This window comes from Ruania halotolerans, from assembly GCF_021049285.1.
GTDB classification, from domain to species: Bacteria; Actinomycetota; Actinomycetes; order Actinomycetales; family Beutenbergiaceae; genus Ruania; species Ruania halotolerans.
Window position 1 is genome coordinate 4,161,779 of record NZ_CP088017.1, and the last position, 18,418, is coordinate 4,180,196.

General features: G+C 69.0%; 16 protein-coding genes. 6 read left to right on the forward strand and 10 right to left on the reverse strand.

Going from position 1 to position 18,418, the window contains the following annotated elements; genetic code table 11:
- Nucleotides 1-9: 9 nt before the first annotated feature.
- A complete protein-coding gene (locus LQF10_RS19505; protein WP_354002605.1) occupies nt 10-1,362 on the reverse strand; it encodes a glycoside hydrolase family 3 C-terminal domain-containing protein in 1,353 nt (450 codons plus the stop codon).
- Between the two features lie 44 nt (nt 1,363-1,406).
- Nucleotides 1,407-2,333: a glycoside hydrolase family 3 N-terminal domain-containing protein gene (locus tag LQF10_RS19510; protein ID WP_354002606.1), complete on the reverse strand. Its 927-nt coding sequence runs from the start codon at nt 2,331-2,333 to the stop codon at nt 1,407-1,409.
- 103 nt (nt 2,334-2,436) lie between these two features.
- Between LQF10_RS19510 and LQF10_RS18855 the strand changes: the two genes are divergently transcribed.
- Nucleotides 2,437-3,057: a TetR/AcrR family transcriptional regulator gene (locus LQF10_RS18855; protein WP_231065384.1), complete on the forward strand. Its 621-nt coding sequence runs from the start codon at nt 2,437-2,439 to the stop codon at nt 3,055-3,057.
- 39 nt (nt 3,058-3,096) lie between these two features.
- Here the strand turns inward: LQF10_RS18855 and LQF10_RS18860 are convergent, their stop codons facing one another.
- Together LQF10_RS18860 and LQF10_RS18865 are read right to left on the reverse strand one after the other, a co-directional pair.
- Nucleotides 3,097-3,294 (reverse strand): hypothetical protein, encoded by a 198-nt coding sequence (locus LQF10_RS18860; protein ID WP_231065385.1) that lies wholly within the window; start codon nt 3,292-3,294, stop codon nt 3,097-3,099.
- Between the two features lie 179 nt (nt 3,295-3,473).
- Nucleotides 3,474-4,907: an MDR family MFS transporter gene (locus tag LQF10_RS18865; RefSeq protein ID WP_231065386.1), complete on the reverse strand. Its 1,434-nt coding sequence runs from the start codon at nt 4,905-4,907 to the stop codon at nt 3,474-3,476.
- Between the two features lie 163 nt (nt 4,908-5,070).
- Between LQF10_RS18865 and LQF10_RS18870 the strand changes: the two genes are divergently transcribed.
- Entirely contained in the window at nt 5,071-5,493 is a 423-nt protein-coding gene (locus tag LQF10_RS18870) for a hypothetical protein (protein WP_231065387.1), read from the forward strand.
- 27 nt (nt 5,494-5,520) lie between these two features.
- Here the strand turns inward: LQF10_RS18870 and LQF10_RS18875 are convergent, their stop codons facing one another.
- The 3 genes from LQF10_RS18875 to LQF10_RS18885 are packed head-to-tail and all read right to left on the reverse strand — an operon-like array spanning nt 5,521 to nt 8,515.
- A complete protein-coding gene (locus LQF10_RS18875) occupies nt 5,521-6,528 on the reverse strand; it encodes an ABC transporter substrate-binding protein (RefSeq protein WP_231065388.1) in 1,008 nt (335 codons plus the stop codon).
- A complete protein-coding gene (locus LQF10_RS18880; protein ID WP_231065389.1) occupies nt 6,525-7,349 on the reverse strand; it encodes an ABC transporter ATP-binding protein in 825 nt (274 codons plus the stop codon). The genes LQF10_RS18875 and LQF10_RS18880 overlap by 4 nt, the downstream gene beginning before the upstream one ends.
- A gap of 35 nt (nt 7,350-7,384) precedes the next feature.
- Nucleotides 7,385-8,515 (reverse strand): FecCD family ABC transporter permease, encoded by a 1,131-nt coding sequence (locus LQF10_RS18885; protein WP_231065390.1) that lies wholly within the window; start codon nt 8,513-8,515, stop codon nt 7,385-7,387.
- A 53-nt stretch (nt 8,516-8,568) separates the two neighbouring features.
- Between LQF10_RS18885 and LQF10_RS18890 the strand changes: the two genes are divergently transcribed.
- Genes LQF10_RS18890 through LQF10_RS18900 form a run of 3 tightly spaced genes read left to right on the forward strand, consistent with a single transcriptional unit; the run spans nt 8,569 to nt 12,931 of the window.
- On the forward strand, nt 8,569-10,338 hold the full coding sequence (locus LQF10_RS18890) for an ABC transporter ATP-binding protein/permease (protein WP_231065391.1): 1,770 nt from the start codon (nt 8,569-8,571) through the stop codon (nt 10,336-10,338).
- Nucleotides 10,335-12,185, forward strand: a complete 1,851-nt coding sequence (locus tag LQF10_RS18895; RefSeq protein ID WP_231065392.1) for an ABC transporter ATP-binding protein — start codon at nt 10,335-10,337, stop codon at nt 12,183-12,185. The genes LQF10_RS18890 and LQF10_RS18895 overlap by 4 nt, the downstream gene beginning before the upstream one ends.
- A complete protein-coding gene (locus LQF10_RS18900; RefSeq protein ID WP_231065393.1) occupies nt 12,185-12,931 on the forward strand; it encodes a class I SAM-dependent methyltransferase in 747 nt (248 codons plus the stop codon). The genes LQF10_RS18895 and LQF10_RS18900 overlap by 1 nt, the downstream gene beginning before the upstream one ends.
- Nucleotides 12,932-13,171: 240 nt before the next feature.
- On the opposite strand, the gene dgoD is transcribed toward LQF10_RS18900, so the two are convergent.
- Entirely contained in the window at nt 13,172-14,323 is a 1,152-nt protein-coding gene (dgoD, locus tag LQF10_RS18905; RefSeq protein WP_231065394.1) for a galactonate dehydratase, read from the reverse strand.
- Between the two features lie 125 nt (nt 14,324-14,448).
- Here dgoD and LQF10_RS18915 point away from each other — a divergent pair, with 125 nt between their 5' ends.
- A complete protein-coding gene (locus LQF10_RS18915) occupies nt 14,449-15,195 on the forward strand; it encodes a FadR/GntR family transcriptional regulator (protein WP_290371122.1) in 747 nt (248 codons plus the stop codon).
- 20 nt (nt 15,196-15,215) lie between these two features.
- Here the strand turns inward: LQF10_RS18915 and LQF10_RS18920 are convergent, their stop codons facing one another.
- Together LQF10_RS18920 and LQF10_RS18925 are read right to left on the reverse strand one after the other, a co-directional pair.
- Nucleotides 15,216-15,500 (reverse strand): hypothetical protein, encoded by a 285-nt coding sequence (locus tag LQF10_RS18920; protein WP_231065395.1) that lies wholly within the window; start codon nt 15,498-15,500, stop codon nt 15,216-15,218.
- 107 nt (nt 15,501-15,607) lie between these two features.
- Nucleotides 15,608-18,418: a LamG-like jellyroll fold domain-containing protein gene (locus LQF10_RS18925; protein ID WP_231065396.1), complete on the reverse strand. Its 2,811-nt coding sequence runs from the start codon at nt 18,416-18,418 to the stop codon at nt 15,608-15,610.

Consider the following 18,418-nt stretch of genomic DNA (forward strand, 5'->3'; position numbering starts at 1 on the left):
AGTCAGTACCTAGGCAAAGCGCGCAACCAGTTCGTTGAGCTTGTCCGCCGTAAGGTCGGGACTCATCCGCATCACCGGCACCTTCTTCACCGGCATGGACCCGAGGAAGGCGGCCATCATCGGATCCGGGCTGTCCGGACCGAACAGGGCACCGAACTCACCCATCGCAGCGAGCAACTCCGTTCCCGCGTGCGGGTGCTCCAGCCATTCATTGATCGTCGCACCCTCGCTCAGCGGGCGGCGCAGCGCCGGTGCCACGAGACCAGCCACCTGCCTCAGCGGGAGGTCACGCGACGAGGCTCCGACGGCCACCAGCAGCGGCCCCGGTTCCACCACCCATTCGTGGGTCACCACGTCCCAGTGGCTCAGCTCGCGGCGGGTGACGGCGAACTCGACGCGTTGTTCCTGCCCGGGTTCGAGGTCAACCCGAGCGAAGCCCTTGAGCTCGTGCGGTGGCCGTGCCACGGCCGAGTCCGGGCGCCCCAGGTAGAGCTGGGGTACCGCCGCTCCAGCGCGGTCGCCGGTATTGCGCACCGTCACGCCCACTGCCGCGACGACGGCCGTCGCCTGCGTAGTCGCCGTCACCTCGGCGACGTCCACGGTGAGGTCGGCATAGTCGAACGTGGTGTAGGTGAGGCCGTGCCCGAACGGGTAGGAGACGTCTCGCTGCATGGCGTCCAGGCCGCGATAGCCGATGAAAAGTCCCTCGCCGTACCGGACCGCCCCATTCTCACCCGGGAAATTGAGTTGGGCGGGCAGATCGCCCAGGCGCACGGGGACGGACTCGGTGAGCCGGCCGGAGGGCGCGGCGTCCCCGAGCAGCAGGTCCACGGCAGCACTCCCACCGGCCTGGCCACCGAGCCACAGCTCTAGGAGTGCATCGACGTGATGCTCCCACTCCGAGACGGCCACAGCGGAGCCGTTCGCGAGCAGCACGACCACCCGGTCAGCGACGGCCGCGACTTCGGACAGCAGCTGCCGGTGGGTGACCGGGATGTCGAGGTGCTCGCGGTCGTACCCTTCGGATTCGTCCGCTGCGGGAAGGCCGAGGACAAGCACAGCGGTCTTCCCGGTGGCCGCAGCCACGGCCTCGTCCCGCAGCGCGGCATTGTCACGGTTCTCCCCCGCCGCTGCGCCGCCCTCCTGCTCGGCCTCCGCAAGCCGGTACCCGGGCGCGAACGGCACGTCCAGGCCGCGCTCGATGAGTGCTCCGAGGATGCTGTCCAGCCGTGTCGGGTTCACCTGAGAGGACCCGGCGCCCTGGTAGCGCGCGGTGCGGGCAAGCTCGCCGATGAGTACCGCGGACTCCGCGATACCTTCGGCAGCCAGCGGCAGGACGCCGTCGGCGTTCTTCAGCAGCACGGCCGAACGGGTGGCGACCTCACGGGCCAGGGCGTGGTGCGCCGTCAGGTCCCCGTGCCGGGCTCAGCAAGAGCGGGCTGGGCCTTGGCCACCATGGTGAGCACACGGGAGACGGCCCTGTCGAGGTCGGACTCGGCGAGGGCGCCTGCGCGCACAGCGGCAACGATCGCTGCATCGTTGATGCCATGCGAGGACGGCATCTCCAAGTCGAGGCCTGCGGCGACTCCGGCGGCCCGATCATCCACCGCGCCCCAGTCGGAAACCACCAGACCCTCGAATCCCCACTCCTCCCGGAGGACCTCGGTAAGCAACCACGGGTCTTGCGAGGCGTAGGTTCCGTTGATTTTGTTGTAGGCGCACATCACACTCCACGGCTGGGCGCGGGTGACCACCTTCTCGAATGCAGGCAGGTACATCTCGCGCAGCGTTCGCTCGTCCACCTCGACGGAGATCCGCATCCGGCCACTCTCCTGATTGTTGGCGGCGAAGTGCTTCAGCGAGGTGCCCACCCCGCGGGCCTGGATCCCTTCCACGAGCTCGGTGGCGAGTTCACCGGCGAGGAAAGGGTCCTCCGAGAAGTACTCGAAGTTGCGGCCGCACAGCGGGCTGCGCTTCATGTTCACGCCAGGCCCGAGGAGCACGGCCACGGCGTTCGCGCGGGTCTCAATGCCGAGCGCCTCCCCCACCTGGCGTAGCAGGTCACGGTCCCAGGTGGCGCCCAGGCCGGCGGCCGAGGGAAAGCACGTAGCGGGCACGGAATCGTTCAATCCAACGTGATCGGTCGCTCCGGTCTGCCTTCGCAGCCCATGCGGACCGTCGGTGATCATGACGGCGGGGATCCCCAGCCGCTCCAGCGCTTGGGTGTGCCAGAAGTCCTGTCCAGAGCACAGGGCAGCCTTCTCCTCGAGCGCCAATGTGCCGAGCAGGTGGGGGATGTCGGCCTCGGTGAGTGTAGGGGGCGAGGTGCTCATGAACGCTCCTGTGCGAGATGGGCGGGCGGGACGTCATCGTCAGAAGTCACGGTACGACCTAATTAACCGTCCGGTCAATAAATAGAGTGGCTACGCTGTGCTGATGGTTGATGAACAGGTGCGCCGCCCTGGTCGGCCCCGGGCCGGCGGTGAGGACAAACGCGAGCGGATCCTCTCTGAGGCAGTTCGCTTGTTCGCCCGGTCCGGGTACGCCGCTACCTCGTTGAGTGATGTGGCCAAGGCGGCGCACATCTCCAAAGCCGGGCTACTGCACCACTTCAGCTCCAAGCACGCGCTCTTCTCGGCGGTCCTCGAGCATCGGGACTCCGTCGATCTCCCGGCCATGGACTCCGGCAACATTTGGGACCTCCTCGCGAGCTTCGCCGACCTCATGGACCGCAACGGCCAGACCCCGTCGATGGTGGGGCTGTACATGGTGATGGCTGTGGACGGCACCTCTGCCGACCATCCGGCGCATCGATGGCTGCTCCAGCACTTCGAGCACGCCGTACTGAACCTGGAGAGAGCATTCGAGCAAGGGAAGACGGATGGCCTCGTCCACCCGGACGCACCGTCCCTCACCTTGGCTCGCTCCGTGGTGGCACTCGCCGACGGCATCCAACTGCAGTGGCTGTGTGAGGGGGTGCCTGGTGGTGAGCCCGTACAGATGGGCGATCAGATCAGACAGATGGCAGAGCTGATCCGGGCACGGTGGGCAATGTAGGGCCGCAGCCAAGCTTCAGTCGGCGCCGCGCAGCAGAACTCACCCCTGGCCGGCACCGCGGACCAGCCACCGCCCAGATTCCTCAGTCAGGATGAAGCCCCACGCCACCTCGGTGCCGTTGTCCAGCGACGCGTCGGCGCCCTCCGGAGTGAACTCCACCATCACGGTGACGTCGTCGTCTGATCCTCCTGGCCCGCTGCCGCTCAGAGTTCGGCCCTGGGGTAGCAACTCTGCCATCCGGCTCGGCGGAACCGCACGCTGCCGCACTCCCGAGGCTGACGGCCACGAGCACCCCCATCAGGACCCTCCGCACGCGTCCACGACCCTGCCACCCCATGCATCAGTTCTACCCGATCGCGCTGCGAGGCACTCGCGCACGGCGCCGGGACGCGCTCACGCAAGGCGACGGGAACTGATCAGTCCTTCACGGCCCAAGTTGGCCGATCCTTCGGCATCACGGCCACGGCCGCCAGCATCACGACGGTCACCACGAGCGCAGCGATGAACACCAGGTGCATCGCTGCGGCCAGACCGGGCCCCTCCGGGAGGCCATCCACGCCGAGCGTGGTGCGCGCATTGACCAGCCCGCCGAAAACGGCAACACCGGCCGCCGAGCCGAGCGAGCGGGCGAACAGATTCGTTCCGGTGACCGCTCCGCGCTGGCCCCAGTCGGCGCTCGTTTGTGCGGCGATCAGCGTGGGAGTCGCCGTCAGGCCCATGCCGACCCCGATCACGAAGCAGCACGCGCCCACCTGCCACAACTGGCTGCTCTCACCCAGCATCAGCGTGAGAGTCGCACCACCCACGACGATCCCCGACCCGAGCAGACCGGTGAACCGGAACCCGAATCGCAGGTAGACCCGTCCGGAGAGGGTGGCCGCGATCGGCCAACCGAGGGTGAGTGCGGCGAGTGCGAAGCCGGCCATCAGGGGTCCGTAGCCCAGCACTCCTTGGGCGTAAATCGGTACGTAGGTGGACAGCCCGAGCACGATCACGCCCACCATCAAGGAGGCGACGGTGGAGGCGCCGATGATGCGCTGGCGGAGCACCCGCACGTTGAAGATCGGGTGCGCCGCCCGCCGTGCGTACAGCACGAAGGACAGCAGCAACAACAATGCGGCGACGAACAGCCCGATCGTGAGCGGCGAGTCCCACCCCCACGTGCCTGCCTCCAGCAGCACCAGTACCAGCAGGGCGCTGCCGAGGGTCAGCAGCACGGCGCCGCGCACGTCGATCGGCTCGCGTGGGCCGGACCTGCCCGGTTCCCGGAACCGCCGCCACAACAACACGGCGGCCGCCAATGCGAAAGGCACGTTGATCCAGAAGATCCACCGCCAGCTCACGAACTCCGCGAAGACCCCGCCGAAGGTGGGCCCGGCCACCGAGGAGATCGCCCACACGCTGGCGAGGTAGCCCTGCGTCTTGGCGCGCTCGGCGAGGGTGTAGATGTCGCTCGCGATGGTCATCGACATCGGGATGATCGCGCCCGCGCCGAGGCCCTGGATCACGCGGAACACGATCAGCGCCAGCATGCTCGGTGCGAGCGCGCACAGCACCGAGCCGAGCAGGAACAGACCGATCCCGGCCAGCATCACCCGCTTGCGGCCGAGCACGTCCGCGAGCCGGCCATACACCGGCACCGTGACCGCCTGGGCAAGCGTGTAGCTGGAGAACAGCCAGGGCACCTGGTCGAAGGCACCCAGCTCGCGGGCGATCGTGGTGGAAGCGGTCGCGAGGATCGTGGCATCCAATGCGACCAGCGCGGCCGCCAGCATGAGCGCACCGAGGATCGGCCCGCGCTCGGAGCGCAGGCCGACGCCGACCGTGTTCGTGTGCTGGGCTGGGCTCACCGGCACCAGTAAACACGGTCCCATCGGTCCCGCCGTCGTCGACTATATGGGCCACCCCCGGCCGGTGATGTGTGTGTGGTGTGTGTGTGTTGGGCCCTGCCCCACCTGAGGGTGGGGACCTCTGCCCCTGCCAGAACGGGCGCCGGACTCGCTAGGTTGAACTATGCGCGCCGGCTCCCGTCCCCGTTCGTTGCCCCTGCTGGCAGCGCTCGTCATCCTGGCCGGTTTGAGTTCATGCGCGAGCGAACCGCCCGCCGAGGCGCCGATCGTTCAGGTGGAGGCGCAGGACTGGACCGGTTGGCAGGAGGAACAACCCGAACCGGCGCCCGTGCAGACAGTCGAACTCAGTGAGGGCGGGACCTTCCAGGTGCCGACCGTCGGCGGAGAGGTCGTCTTCACCGTGCAGTCCATGACCGCCGACCGCGTCAGGCTGCGTACCGATACCGAACTGGCCCGCGGGACCGACAGCGGTGGCACCGACCTGAACGACCTCGACACGCGCTTCGAGCTGACCCCTCGCGAACCGCTGGAACTCGCGACGCCGACGATGGACGGCGGCACCACGATCACGCTGACCTGGAGGTGACGCTGCCCCTCCGGGGCACCATCGCGATCAGAAGGCGTCCGGGTAGAGACCTTCGGCGATCTGCCGCACGATCGAGATATTTCCCAGTGTTCCGGGGAACACGTCGGCACTGGAGACCGCGATCAGGCGCCCCTCACGCACGGCGGGCATGTCCGGGAAGGTGGACTCAAGGAACTCCCGGGTGGCTGCCTCGTGCGCCTCGTCGTACACCGAGAAGACCAGCGCGTCCGGCTCCTCCGCGGCGAGCGACTCCGGTGAGATGGTTGCGGCGAAGAAGTCCGCGAACGCGGACTGATCGGGACCGTAGACGTTGTCCGCGCCGGCCCGGCCGAGGATGTCGTATTCGATGCCGGCACCGATGGCCTGCAGTGTCGTGCCGTCCACGTACACCTGAGCCACGCGCAACGGCTCCACATCGGCCACCGCTGCCTCGACTTCATCGAGCTCTGCCTGGCTTTGCGCGATGAGCTCCGCGGCGGCATCCTCCACCCCGAAGATCATCCCGATGTTCTCCAGGTCGGTGAACAGATCGGTGACCTCACCGCCCATCCTGCGCTCCGCGCACCCGCCGGTGGCCACGTAGACAGCGGCCCCTGCCTGTTCGAGCTGGTCGATGCTGGCGAAACCCTGCTCGGCGGTGAACTCGTAGGTGGTGGGCGAGTAGACGAAGTCCGGCTCCACGGCCAGCAGGTCCTCACGACTGGGCGGCATCACACCACCGATCACCGGAACGTCGGCGGCCAGTGCCGCAACGTCGTCCGGCAATGCTTGCGACTCAGTCTGGGCCTGTCCGGCGAGGCGATCGGCGAGGCCGAGACGCAGCATCAATTCGGTCTGCGCCGGGTGCATTCCCACCACCGCCTCGGGGGCGCCCTCGATGACGACGTCCCGTCCGCAGTTCTCGACCGTCACCGCTTCCATCGTCGAGGTCTCTGGGGGAGCTGACGTGACGGCGGACCCGCACGCCGTCAGCAGCAGTGCAGCGGCCAGGGCGCCAGGTGCCAGGCGCGCGGAGGGGTGAGTGGGAACGTTCATGACGGAACCGTGCTTTCTGTGGAAGGTTCAACGGTCGCGCCAGCAGGGGCGCGGGGAGCGGGGTCGAATGGGCGAAAGGCGAAGACGGGCTCACCTGGCTCACCCAGTACGCGCACATCCACGGCGAACGTGCCGCGGATGAGGTCCGGGGTGAACACGTCAACCGGCGGACCGGCAGCAACAATGCGCCCCTGCGCGAGCACCACGACGTGGTCGCAGTACTGAGCCGCGAGGTTCAGATCGTGCAGGGCCGCGATCACCGTGCGCCCGAGGTTGCGGACGGTGCTCATCAGCTCGTGCTGATGACTGATGTCGAGGTGGTTGCTCGGCTCATCGAGCACGAGAACCGGGCTCTCCTGGGCGAGAGCGCGAGCGAGCATCACGCGCTGCCGCTGCCCTCCGGAGAGCGTGGCGACCATCCGGTCACTCAGATCGGTGATCTCCGCGCGGCGCATTGCCTCGTCCACGATGCGCAGATCCTCGGCAGTGTCCCGGCCGAACGAGGCGTGGTGCGGCGCGCGACCGAGTGCCACCGTCTCGGCCACACTGAGATCAAAGTCGGTCGGTGGGTCCTGCAGCATCACCGCCACCGCTCGCGCCGCCTGCCGGCCGCTGAGACTCTGCACGTTCCGGCCCCCGATACGCACGGTGCCCTGCCTCGGCTTCAGCGCCCGGTACAGCGTGCGCAGCAGGGAGGACTTCCCGCTCCCGTTCGGCCCCACGAGGCCCACCACCGTCCCCGGTTCCACGAGCAGCGAGGCGCGGCGCACCACGTCCTGCCCGCCGAGGGTCACCGTCACGCCGTCAAATTCCACCGTCATCGGTGCTCCCATGTCTGAGCCCGCCGGCGCCTCACTCATCGGCCGAACCCCGCCCGCTCGGCACCGCTGCGGCGCATCAGCCAGAGGAAGAACGGCGCGCCCACGAACGCGGTCAGGATGCCCAGCGGGATCTCCGTCGGCGCGGCGACGGTGCGCGCCAGCAGATCCGCAGCCATCAGGAAGACTGCGCCACCGAGAACTGCCACCGGCAGCATCCGCCGGTGATCGGCACCGACCGCAATGCGCGCGATGTGCGGCACGACCAACCCCACGAACCCGATCCCACCGGCCACGGACACCACCGATCCGGTCAGCAGCGAGGCCACCACCAGCAGGATCGCCCGCAGCCGGGCAGCATCCACCCCGAGGGAGACGGCGGACTCATCCCCGGTCATCAGCGCGTTCAGCGACCGCGCCAACAGCGCCGCGACCACACACCCCACCACCAACGCCACGGCCGGTCCGATCAGGCTCGACATCGTCGCCGCCGACACGCTGCCCAGGAGGAAGAACAGCACGCTCACCACATTCTGGGCGTCCGTGGAGATCGTCAGATAACTCGTCACCGCGCTGAACAGCGTGCCCAGCGCCACGCCCGACAGGATCATCCGAGTCGGCGACAGTGCGCCGTCCTTACGGGCGAGCGCCGCCACACACACGCACGCCACCAGCGCCCCGGCGAACGCGGCCACGTTCAGCGACAAACCACCGACTGCCGCGGAGCCGAGCACGATCACCAGGACGGCACCGACGCTGGCACCGGAGGACACACCCAGGATGTACGGCTCGGCGAGCGGGTTCCGCACGGTGACCTGCATCAACGCCCCGGCCAGGGACAGCCCGGCCCCAGCCAACCCCGCCAGCAGCGCCCGCGGCAGCCGGAACTGCCACACCGCCTGGTCCTGCAACACGGTCAGCGAGCCGTCCGACATCCACGGCGCACCAGGCACCAGATGCCCGATCACGATCTTCGCAGCCTGCACGGCCGTGACCTCCACTGAACCCACCGCACCCGAAACCACGATCAGCAGCGCTGCCGTCACGGTCAGCAAGGCGCAGAGCAACGCCGTCCGCCGGGCGCGACGCGTGCCGGGACGCCCAGGCCGCTCGCCCACATTGCTGCGGCGAGGCGAGCGTGCCTCGATCACGGATGAATGGCTGGTCACGGGACGCGACTATAGTGATACCGATTCTCATCGCCAAATGGAGCGACGCCGTCATGATGATCGACGCGAACATCGCGCCCTATGCCCGCCAGGCGTGGCCACGACTGGCCGGTACGGCAGCGATCACGCTGCTCGCCTCCGGCGCCTCGATCGGCGCTGCCTTCGCGATGGCCGCCGCCTTCACGCACATCCTCACCACCGGTGGCACGCTCCCCATCGGAGCCCTGACGGCGGCCGTCGCCTTACTCCTGCTCCGCGCTTTGCTGCTCTGGTCACGGGACCTCTCCGCCCTGCACACCGGCACGGTGATCGCGCGTACGATCCGGGAGCGCCTACTCCGCCACATCGTGGCGCTCGGCCCCGGGCACCGGTGGCCGGGTGGGCGGGCGAGTGCGCACCTGGCGGCGGTGGATGGCTGCGAGCACCTCAAGGGCTACCTGGGCAACTATCTCCCCCAGGCCCTGGCCGCCGTGCTGGTGCCCGCCACGTTGACCATCGTGCTGTTCGTGCGCGATCCGGCCGTCGCGGTCGTGGTGATCATCGCGGTGGCAACCGTCCCGCTGGCGCACCGGATCACCAAGCGGTTACTCGGCGAACGCGCTGCGGCGCACTGGCAGGCCTATGACCGGTACGCGGCTCGGGTGAGCGACAACATCGCCGGGATCGCCACGTTGGCCGGATTCGGCGCAGCCGAGCGGCGCGGGGATCGCCTCGCCCGTGATGCCGAGACCCTCCGGGCCGCCACCACGGCGAATATGAACGTCTCCCTCTCCACCTATGTGCTCACCTCCGCGGCCATGCTGCTCGGCACGTCAGGCGCCACTCTGCTCGCCGCCTGGCACGCCGCCGAAGGGCGCCTCTCCCCGGGAGACGTGCTGCTCGTGCTCTTCCTGGCGGCGGAGTGCTTCCGGCCGCTGCAGGATCTGCAGAACTACTGGCATGAGGGGTTCTACGGACTGGCGGCAGCGGGTTCGATCAACCGCATCCTGGCCACCGAGCCACAGGTGACGTCGGCTCCCGATGCGGTGCCGGTCGACCTCGCCGGCCCTCCCGGGCTACGACTGCGGGAGGTGAGCTTCACCTATCCCGGGACCGATCGGCCGAGTCTGGAAAAGGTCACGGCGACGATCCCGGCGGGGCGGACCACGGCGCTGGTAGGCGCCAGCGGGGCCGGGAAGACCACTCTCACGGCGCTCCTGCTCCGCGATGCGGATCCGGACAACGGGTCCGTGGAGCTCACTACCGAGACCGGTAGCCACGACCTGCGGCGGATCCCGCTGGATCAGGTCCGCCAGATCAGCGCCCGGGTGAGCCAGGACGTGGTGCTGATGGAGGGAACAGTGGAGGAGAACGTGCGGCTGGCAGCCCCCGAATCGGCCACGGAAGGTCAGGTCCACGCGGCCCTGGACACAGCTCAGGTGACGCCATTCCTGGCGGAGTTGCCCGCCGGCCCGCAGAGCAACGTCGGCGAGGGCGGGACGAATCTCTCCGGTGGTCAGCGCCAGCGGGTGGCTTTGGCGCGCGCACTCGTGCAGGGGGCGCCGTTGCTCGTCCTCGACGAGGCCACCAGCGCCCTGGACGGGGAGAACGAGGCACTGATCAGTGCCGCGGTCCGCTCGTCAGATCGTTCGCGGACCACGGTGGTGATCGCCCATCGGCTCTCCACGGTGGCCCAGGCCGATCACGTGATCGTGCTCGGTGAGGGGCGGGTGCTCGAAGAGGGCAGCCCCGCCGAACTCGAGACCCGCCCGGAGGGGGCGTGGACCGCCATGGTGCGCGCACAACGTATCGCCGACGGCGGCCCTCGCGAGGTGGTCTCATGAGTCGCCTCATGTGGGGCACATCAGGGCAGGGGGCGCCTCCGCAGGGCGTGCGGCTCGACGACGTCCGCGCCCTGGGCGTGGTACTCGCCGGCTGGCGGGGGTGGTACGTGGCCGCGTTGGCGTGGAACGCGCTCGTACATGTGGCCGCCGCGGTGGCCGCCGGCGCGGCGGCCTATGCAGTGGCTGCCGCGGTGACGGGGGCAGCCCGGGGCAGCGAGGTGGCACTAGCGCTGCCGACGGTGCTGGTGCTTGGCGCCACCCTGGTGCGCAGCGTGGCGGTCTGGCAGGAGGCCTACACCAGCCACGACGTTGCCTTCCGGGTGCTGGCGCGCGTGCGCGCCTGGGTGTTCGCCGGACTCGCACGGATCGCTCCCGGCGGAGTCGCCCGGCGCCGGACGGGTGATCTGGCGACGATCAGCACGAATGACTCCGAGGCCCTGGAGATCTTCCTCGCGCACTCCTCGCTCTACATCATCGGCCGGTTCGTGGCCACACCGCTGATCGTGGTGGGTCTGGCGGTGATCAGCCTGCCCGCGGCTCTGGTGACGCTTCCGTTCCTGGCACTGGCCTGGCTCGTTCCGCTCGCGGCGCGGCGTAGTGCCCGGGAGCAGGGGCGCCGGGCGCGTGCGGTGACGGCCGAGATCGGCGCCGATATGCAGGAGAACGTGGGGGCGGTGCGGGAGATCACCGCGTTCGGGCTGCTTGATGATCGACTGCGCCGTCTGGGCGATCAGCAGACCCGGCTCTGGCGCGCACAGCGCGCCACCACCGTGCGTACGGGGGTGGAGACCGCCGTCGGGGGTGTCCTCTCCTCCCTGGTGGTGGTGGCCGCGACCGTCGTGGCTGTGCGTGAGGTGACCGCGGGCCGGCTGGCCATCGAATGGCTGCCGGTGGTGGCCGCGGTGGCCGGTACCACGCCCAGTGCGATCGCACAGTGGGCCGCCACTACCCGGCATTACGGCAACACTGCCGCGGCGGCGCGGCGGATCGAGGAGATTCTGGATGCCCCCGACCCGCTCCCGGTTGCTCCTGGTGCTGCTGTGCCTGGCGCCACCACAGCTGAGGGACGCGGTGCCCTCGCAGGATCGCCGGATCGCGTGAACGCACCCCACATCCAGGTGGAGTCGGTGACCTACAGCTGGCCCGGCGCTCCGCGCCCTGCCGTCCGGGACGTCAGCGTGGTGGTCCGGGCCGGAGAGACCGTCGCACTGGCAGGTGCCAGCGGTGCGGGCAAGTCCACCCTCGGCGCGCTGCTCGCCCGCTGGTACGACCCGGACGAGGGCCGCATCCTGGTGGGTGGCACCGATCTGCGCGCCCTCGATCGCACCACCCGGTCGAGCACGGTTTCGCTGGTGCCGCAGGAGCCGTACCTGTTCGCCGAGTCGGTGCGGGAGAACCTCACTCTTGCGGTGCCACACGACCTTCCCGACAACGCGTTATGGGAGGCGTTGGAGCGCACCCGGGCGGCCGAGGTGGTGCGCCGCCTTCCGGATGGGCTGGACACGGTACTCGCCGACCGCGGGCGAAGCCTGTCCGGTGGCGAGCGGCAACGCCTGGCCCTCGCTCGGGCAGCCCTGCGGCGGCCGCAGGTGCTCATCCTGGACGAGGCCGTCAGCCAGCTCGACGCCCACAACGAGGTCGCGCTGCGGGAGAGCCTGATCGGCACCGCCACCACCACGGTGATCATCGCGCACCGGCTCAGCACCCTGGTGACCACGCCGCGAGTGCTCGTGCTCGAGGGCGGCGCGCTGGTGGGCGACGGTCCGCACGATGAACTACTGACCGAGTGCGAGGCGTACCGGCGCCTGGTGCTCCCTCAATTGACCCTGAACAGAGAGGACCCCTGATGGAGCCATGCGAGTTCTGGTCCACCGGCGACTATGCCACCGTCGGTGACCTGTGGAGCCAGCCGGGGCGTGACCTGCCCGCGCGGCTGAATGTGCAGGGCAAGGACGTGGTGGACCTGGCCACCGGCACGGGTGTGACCGCGATCGCTGCTACCCGAGCGGGCGCATCCTCCGTGATCGGGGTCGATGTCACGCCTTCACTGCTCGCGGAGGCCGCACGACGGGCTGCTGCCCTGCCGATCCGGTGGGTGGAGGCGGATGTGACCGCACTCCCCCTGCCCGAGGACTCCGCCGATCTGGTGGTCTCGACTTTCGGGTTGGTGTTCGCCGAACCCGTGGCCGCGTTTGGTGAGGCTCGGCGGATCGCCCGCCCGGGAGGGCAGGTGGTGGCCACGAGTTGGGCGGCGGAGGGGCTGTTCGGCAGGCTCCGGCAGGTACTCGCCCCGTTCGCGCCGGACGCGCCCCTGCCGTGGCACGAGGATGCCGCGAGTATCCGCGAGGTGCTGGGATCGTCGGCTCAGGTGAGGCAGGCGTCCTTCGTGATGACGATCGGATCGCCGGAGCACTTCGTCGGGCTGCTCGAGCAGCACAGTGCTCCGATCGTTATGCTCTCCCGCGCGATCGGCGAGGAGTGGCCGGCGGCCCGCCAGGCGCTGGTGGACCTGATGGCCGAATCGGGAACGTGGCAGGGCGACCAGTTCGAGGTTGTGGTGCACTATCTCATCACGAGCCTGCCGGTGAGTTGACGGCAGGCGACCGCACAGCAGGATGGCACCCGGCCAAGCGGTCATACACATTCAGGTGCATCCCAGAGACCGTGCTGATGGAGTTGCTCAGCGGACCGACCGACGATCGAACCGCCACCGAACGACGGCGGATGCTCGAGACATTCGAGCATCGACCTGCCGGTGATGCACCGCGACCGAGACTTTGAGGTGCTCGCCGCCCACACCGGGTTGCGGACGGTGTCGCTGCTCAGAGCCTGATCACCACTCGGCGAGGCTGCCGTCGGCATGGTTCCACGTGGGCGTGGCCCACTCATGTCCCCGTTCAGCGGCCTTGCGTACTTCGGCCTCGTCGACCTCGACGCCCAGACCCGGCCCGGTGAGGCGGTCGATGTGCCCATCGCGGACGTCGAACGGACTGGTGTCGACCAGATAGTCGAGGAGGTCCCAGCCCTCGTTGTAGTGGATACCGAGACTGGACTCCTGGATCACCGTGTTGGGCGAGGCCAGGTCCACCTGCAGGCACGCCGCGAGCGCGATCGGACCGAGCGGGCAATGCGGAGCCAGGCCCACACCGTAGGTCTCGGCCATGGCCGCGATCCGGCGGGTCTCGGAGATGCCACCGGCGTGGGAGATGTCCGGCTGTGCCACCGCGATCCCGGCGTCCAGCAGTGGCTTGAAGTCCCATCGGGAGAAGGCACGCTCGCCGGTGGCGATCGGAATGGAGCTGCGCTCCACGAGCCGGGCCAGATGCTCGGCGGAGAGTTCGGGAACCACCGGCTCCTCCACCCACATCGGCATGAGCTCTTCGAGGAGCGGGAGCAGACGGTGCGCCATCGCCGGGGAGACGCGGCCGTGGAAGTCGAGAGCGAAGTCGCCCTGATCGCCGAGCACCTCGCGGGCCGCCCGGGCCCTGGCCACCACATCGGCGGTGCCTGCCGGTGAGTCGATGTGCCGGAGCGCCCCGGAGGCGTTCATCTTCACGGCGGTGAACCCCTGGTCGAGCCGGGCCTGGATGTGCTCACGGACTCCGGCCGGGTCGTCCCCGCCCACCCAGGAGTAGGTGCGCACCCGGTCTCGCACCGCTCCCCCGAGGAGGTCGTGCACGGGCACGCCATGGGTCTTGCCGGCGATATCCCACAGCGCCTGGTCATACCCAGCGATCGCGCTGTTCAGCACCGGACCGTGCCGGTAGAACCCCGATCGGGTGAGCCGCTGCCAGGTGTTCTCAATGCGGCTCGGGTCGCTCCCCATGACCTGCGGCGCCATCTCGTGCACGGCCGCCTCGACGGTGGCGGCGCGGCCCTCCAGGACAGGCTCACCCCAGCCGACGATCCCGTCGCTGGTCTCCACTCGCAGGAACAGCCACCGTGGCGGCACCCGGAAGGTCTCGATCTTCGTGATGGTGGTCAACGTTGGCTCCCTCGTCGGATAGCGCGAACTTATCAGACAAGTACAGACCATCCGGATGCCTATCTGCTGACCGGACGCGCCGACAGCGTCCGAACGCGCCGCAGCTGCTCTGATACCTTCGGGCAGTGACGCCGCGCCGCCGGGACCACCCGACACCCTTCGACGAGGCGGTCCGGCGCGTTGAGGAGATGGCACTCGATCGCCGCCCCGGGGATCAGATGCCGCCTGAGCGAGAGCTCGCCGAGCAACTCGCCGTCTCTCGGCTCACGGTGCGCGAGGCGCTGCGATCACTCGCCGCCCGCGGCCTGATCGAACTCAGCCAGGGGCGCCGCGCCGTCGTCCGAGAGCCCAGCAGCGCCGTGCTGGCCGGGTACTTCTCCGTCTCGATGCACCGGGAGCCGCACAGTCTTCTGGAACTGCTCGCAATCCGGCGCGCCCTCGAGGGTCTCAGTGCCTCGGCGGCCGCCCGGTCCGCCACCCGCACCGGGATCGACCTGCTGGAGGCCACACTGGGCCGGATGAGCAGCGCGGCGCAGCGCCTCGATGCTGCACAGCCGGGTTCCGCTGAGGCCACCGCCTCGCTGGAGGACTACGTGACGGCGGACGTTGCCTTCCACGGAACGCTCGCCGTCGTCAGTGGCAACTCTCTCCTGGCCCAATTGCTGGAGGGGCTCGCTGACGCTCTCGGTCAGGCGTTCCGCGAGTCGGTACGCGGGCACCAAGCCCGAGGCGGCGCGCACGCGGCCGTAGTGCAGCAGCATCGGGTGGTGGTCGAGGCAGTGCGGCGCACTGACCCGGCCGCGGCGGCGGCCGCGATGGACCGCCATCTCACAGAGACCGCCTCGGATCTACGCGCCGCCACCGACGTATAGACAACCGTCGCGCCGAAGGCTCATGGCAGCGAACCGTCATAGTGCGGCCAGAGCACGATGACCCGGATCGCCGGGCTCGCACTGTCGAACCTGGCGTAGCCGTGTGGCGGCGGATCGCCGTCGAGTACTCGGTCAACCTCCGGAGCGATCCTCTCGAATCCGCGGACCCTGGCGAATGCGCGCATCCGTTCCAGCGCGTGCCGTTGCGGTTCACTCACCGCCAGCAGCGGTCTGCTCCGCGCGGCGGGACGATCGGGATCGATCTCGTTGACCAGCAGGCGCACAGGGGTGTCGTACCCGATCACAACATCTCACTTCCTCGCCACGGCGGGCGTCTCGCCCTGACGGCGCTGGCCGAACCCCGCCGGCGCCTGGTCAACAGACCGGGTGCCTGCGGGGTTGCGGCGGGGAGTCACCGACCGGCGTTCACCCGACGACGAGCGGTCAGCAGGATGGCCCCACCCGCGAGCGCCAGCGCAGCGATCACCGCGAGGATCGCCACCGCCGGCGTTGCACCGGTGTCCGCCAGATCGCCCGACCCATCGTCAGAGCCGTCCTGCCCCGGGTCGTCGGCGTCAGATGAGCCGTCCTCATCCGGGGTCTGGGTGCCGCCATCAGTCGGCTCGTCGGTCGGATCCGGGGTCGGCTCCTCCGTGTCCGGTACCCGGATCGCGATCGTCGCCTCCGCCGAGGAGTCACCGCTGACGGCGCGCACCGTGACTGAGCCCTGCGCATCACCCGGCAGAGCCAGCTCGGCCACACCCGCACCGTCACCACCGGTGAGCAGCGTCGTCTGCTGCACACCGTCGATGAGAAGCGCGTACTCAGTGTCCGGCTCGGCACCGGTCAGGCCGATCCGAATCTCGTCACCGGCATCGGCCTCGTCGGGCGCGGTCACCGCAATCGGCAGTTCGATCGTGCACTCCTGCGCAGCAGCGATCACGCCGCGGATCTCATCGACAACCTCGGATTCGCCGGCAGCGGCCAGCTCAAGCTGAAGCTCACGTAGCGCCGTGGTGACGACGGCGCCGGACCCGCTGGTACGGGCGCCTTCGAGCCGGTCGAGGGCTTCGGCGATAGCCGCACGGATATCGGCGGAAAGGTCCTCCCATGCCTGGGTGCCCATGAGTTCACGGACCAGCTCGAGCTCACCGAGCAGCGGATCGGTGGTGTCGCTGGTGTAGGGGCGGTCGGTCACACAGGCCTGCTCGGCGTTGAGGAACCGGGTCAGGAATGTGTGTGCTGCGATCTGCGCCGTGCGCTCCTCCCGCAGGCCGTAGTTGCTCTCGGTCGTGTCGAGGTAGGTGTGCCCGTCCTCGAACCGGTCCTGCAGTGCGATGGCGTCCTCGAGGTGGCGCACGGCCCACTCACTCGCCGGTGCGCTGACGTCGCCGTCCACGTCGTAGGTATCGGCGATCACGTCACCCTGGGCGAAGTACAGCGGGAAGGTCGTCCCCCAGTCATTGCCGTCCGGGTAATAGATCGTGGACTCGCCGGGCACGTAGATGGTGCCGCCTGGAGCCTGCCATGGCGGCGAGTCGAACTCCAGGTCCACGAACGCTTCATAGGTGAGGTCGATGTTGTGCAGGAACGCCGCTGCCGGGGACTGCCCCGCCAACTGCTGTGTCAGGGCCGTGTTGACGTTCTGGTCGAAGGCGAGCATGTAGATCGGGTGCATCAGGTTGTGGTTCTCGACGGTGCCGTCAGACTCCACGTTCGAACCCTCGAGCAGTTCACTGAGCGCACGCCCGTTCACGGTCTCGGACCCCTCGACGTCTTCGGGGGTGGCCCACCCGGCCAGGGCGAGGTCGATCGCGTCCGAGCGCCACTGGGCGCTGTTGCCCGCCGTGGGCATCATGGTGGCGGCGAGCCCGGAGAGCGAGCTGCGCCAGGTGTTCTCCTCGGCCTTCGTGTCGCCCGGGATCACGATCGTGCCGCTGGCGTCGCGGTAGTACTCCGGGTCGACCATCTCGTTCGCCTCCATCGTGACCATGTTGGTCACGCAGGCCTGCTGAGCCGCACTGAAATCATCCCAGAGCAGCCAGGCAGCGAAGCCGTTGTAGTACGCCCACAGCGAGGACTGCCACCGTGATTCTTCGGGGCCCCAGCCGCGGGGCTCATTCGCGCGGTGCTCGGCGGCCGCGGAGGAGACGAGTCGCACGATCCGCTCCCGCACGACTGCCTCGTCCACACCCGTGTCCGCTGCGTCATAGCTACCGGTCGCCACCAGGATCGCCATGTTCACCGCCGACATTGCCACGCCACGCAGCGCGTACTCCGGACTGCCGACCCGGCGCGAGAGGGGAATGTACTCGCCGGTCTCCTCTGCGAAGGTCTCGTCCCAGTAGGTGGTGGTGATGTAGCGGTTGGCGTTCTGCGCCGCCTCCAGGCTGAGTTGGGTGATCTCGTCCTCAGGGATCGGCCGCTCCAACACCGAGGGGTCCGGGGGGCTGACCGTCGCGGATCCGTCCGAGGCCGCCTCACACGCCGCCCAGGGCTCGACTCGGGGCGCCGAGGAGATCGTGATCTCGCCCAGCGAACCGTTGTAGAAGAAGCCGTCACCGTGATCGTCGCCGTTGCCGAGGCGGATGGGGCTGTTGCCGTTGTTGATGAGGGGGATGCCCGCCTGGTCGGTCACCGTCACCTCGGCCCCGCCGCTGATCTCGACCGTGACCGAGCCGGGCACATAGGTCACCGTCGCGTCGTAGCTCGTGCCGGGCTGGGCGATCACACCGGTGGAGAACTGGGCCCACGGACCTTGTCCGACAGTTCGCATCCAGAACCGCATTTCGCCGTTGGGCATGATGTAGAACGCCCAGCCCTGATTGTTGCTGGACCTGCTGGTGGCCACTGCCTGGTGAGAACCAGTGCGGGTATCAGGAACGATGTCGGTGAGCTCGAGGGTCCACTCACCGTTACCTGGTTCGAGGTTGCGCTCGTACGGGAGGCGGATCTCGGAATCATCCGACGCCGAGAAGTGCGCGCTGCCACCGGCAAAGGTCACGTCCTCCAAGACCTCACCGTCGCGGTCTTCCACGGAGTCACTCGCGTCCGTCTCCAGCTCCCACGTGGAACTAAAGACGTCGCCCTCCTCCGCAGTCGCCGGCGAGGCGGCGAGCAGACCGAAGGCCAACGCTGCAGTGAGCGCACCGGCGACAGTGCCGGTGAGGTGCGATCGGGAAGGGAACGGACGCGAGCGCCGTCGTTGGAGGTGTGGCGACAT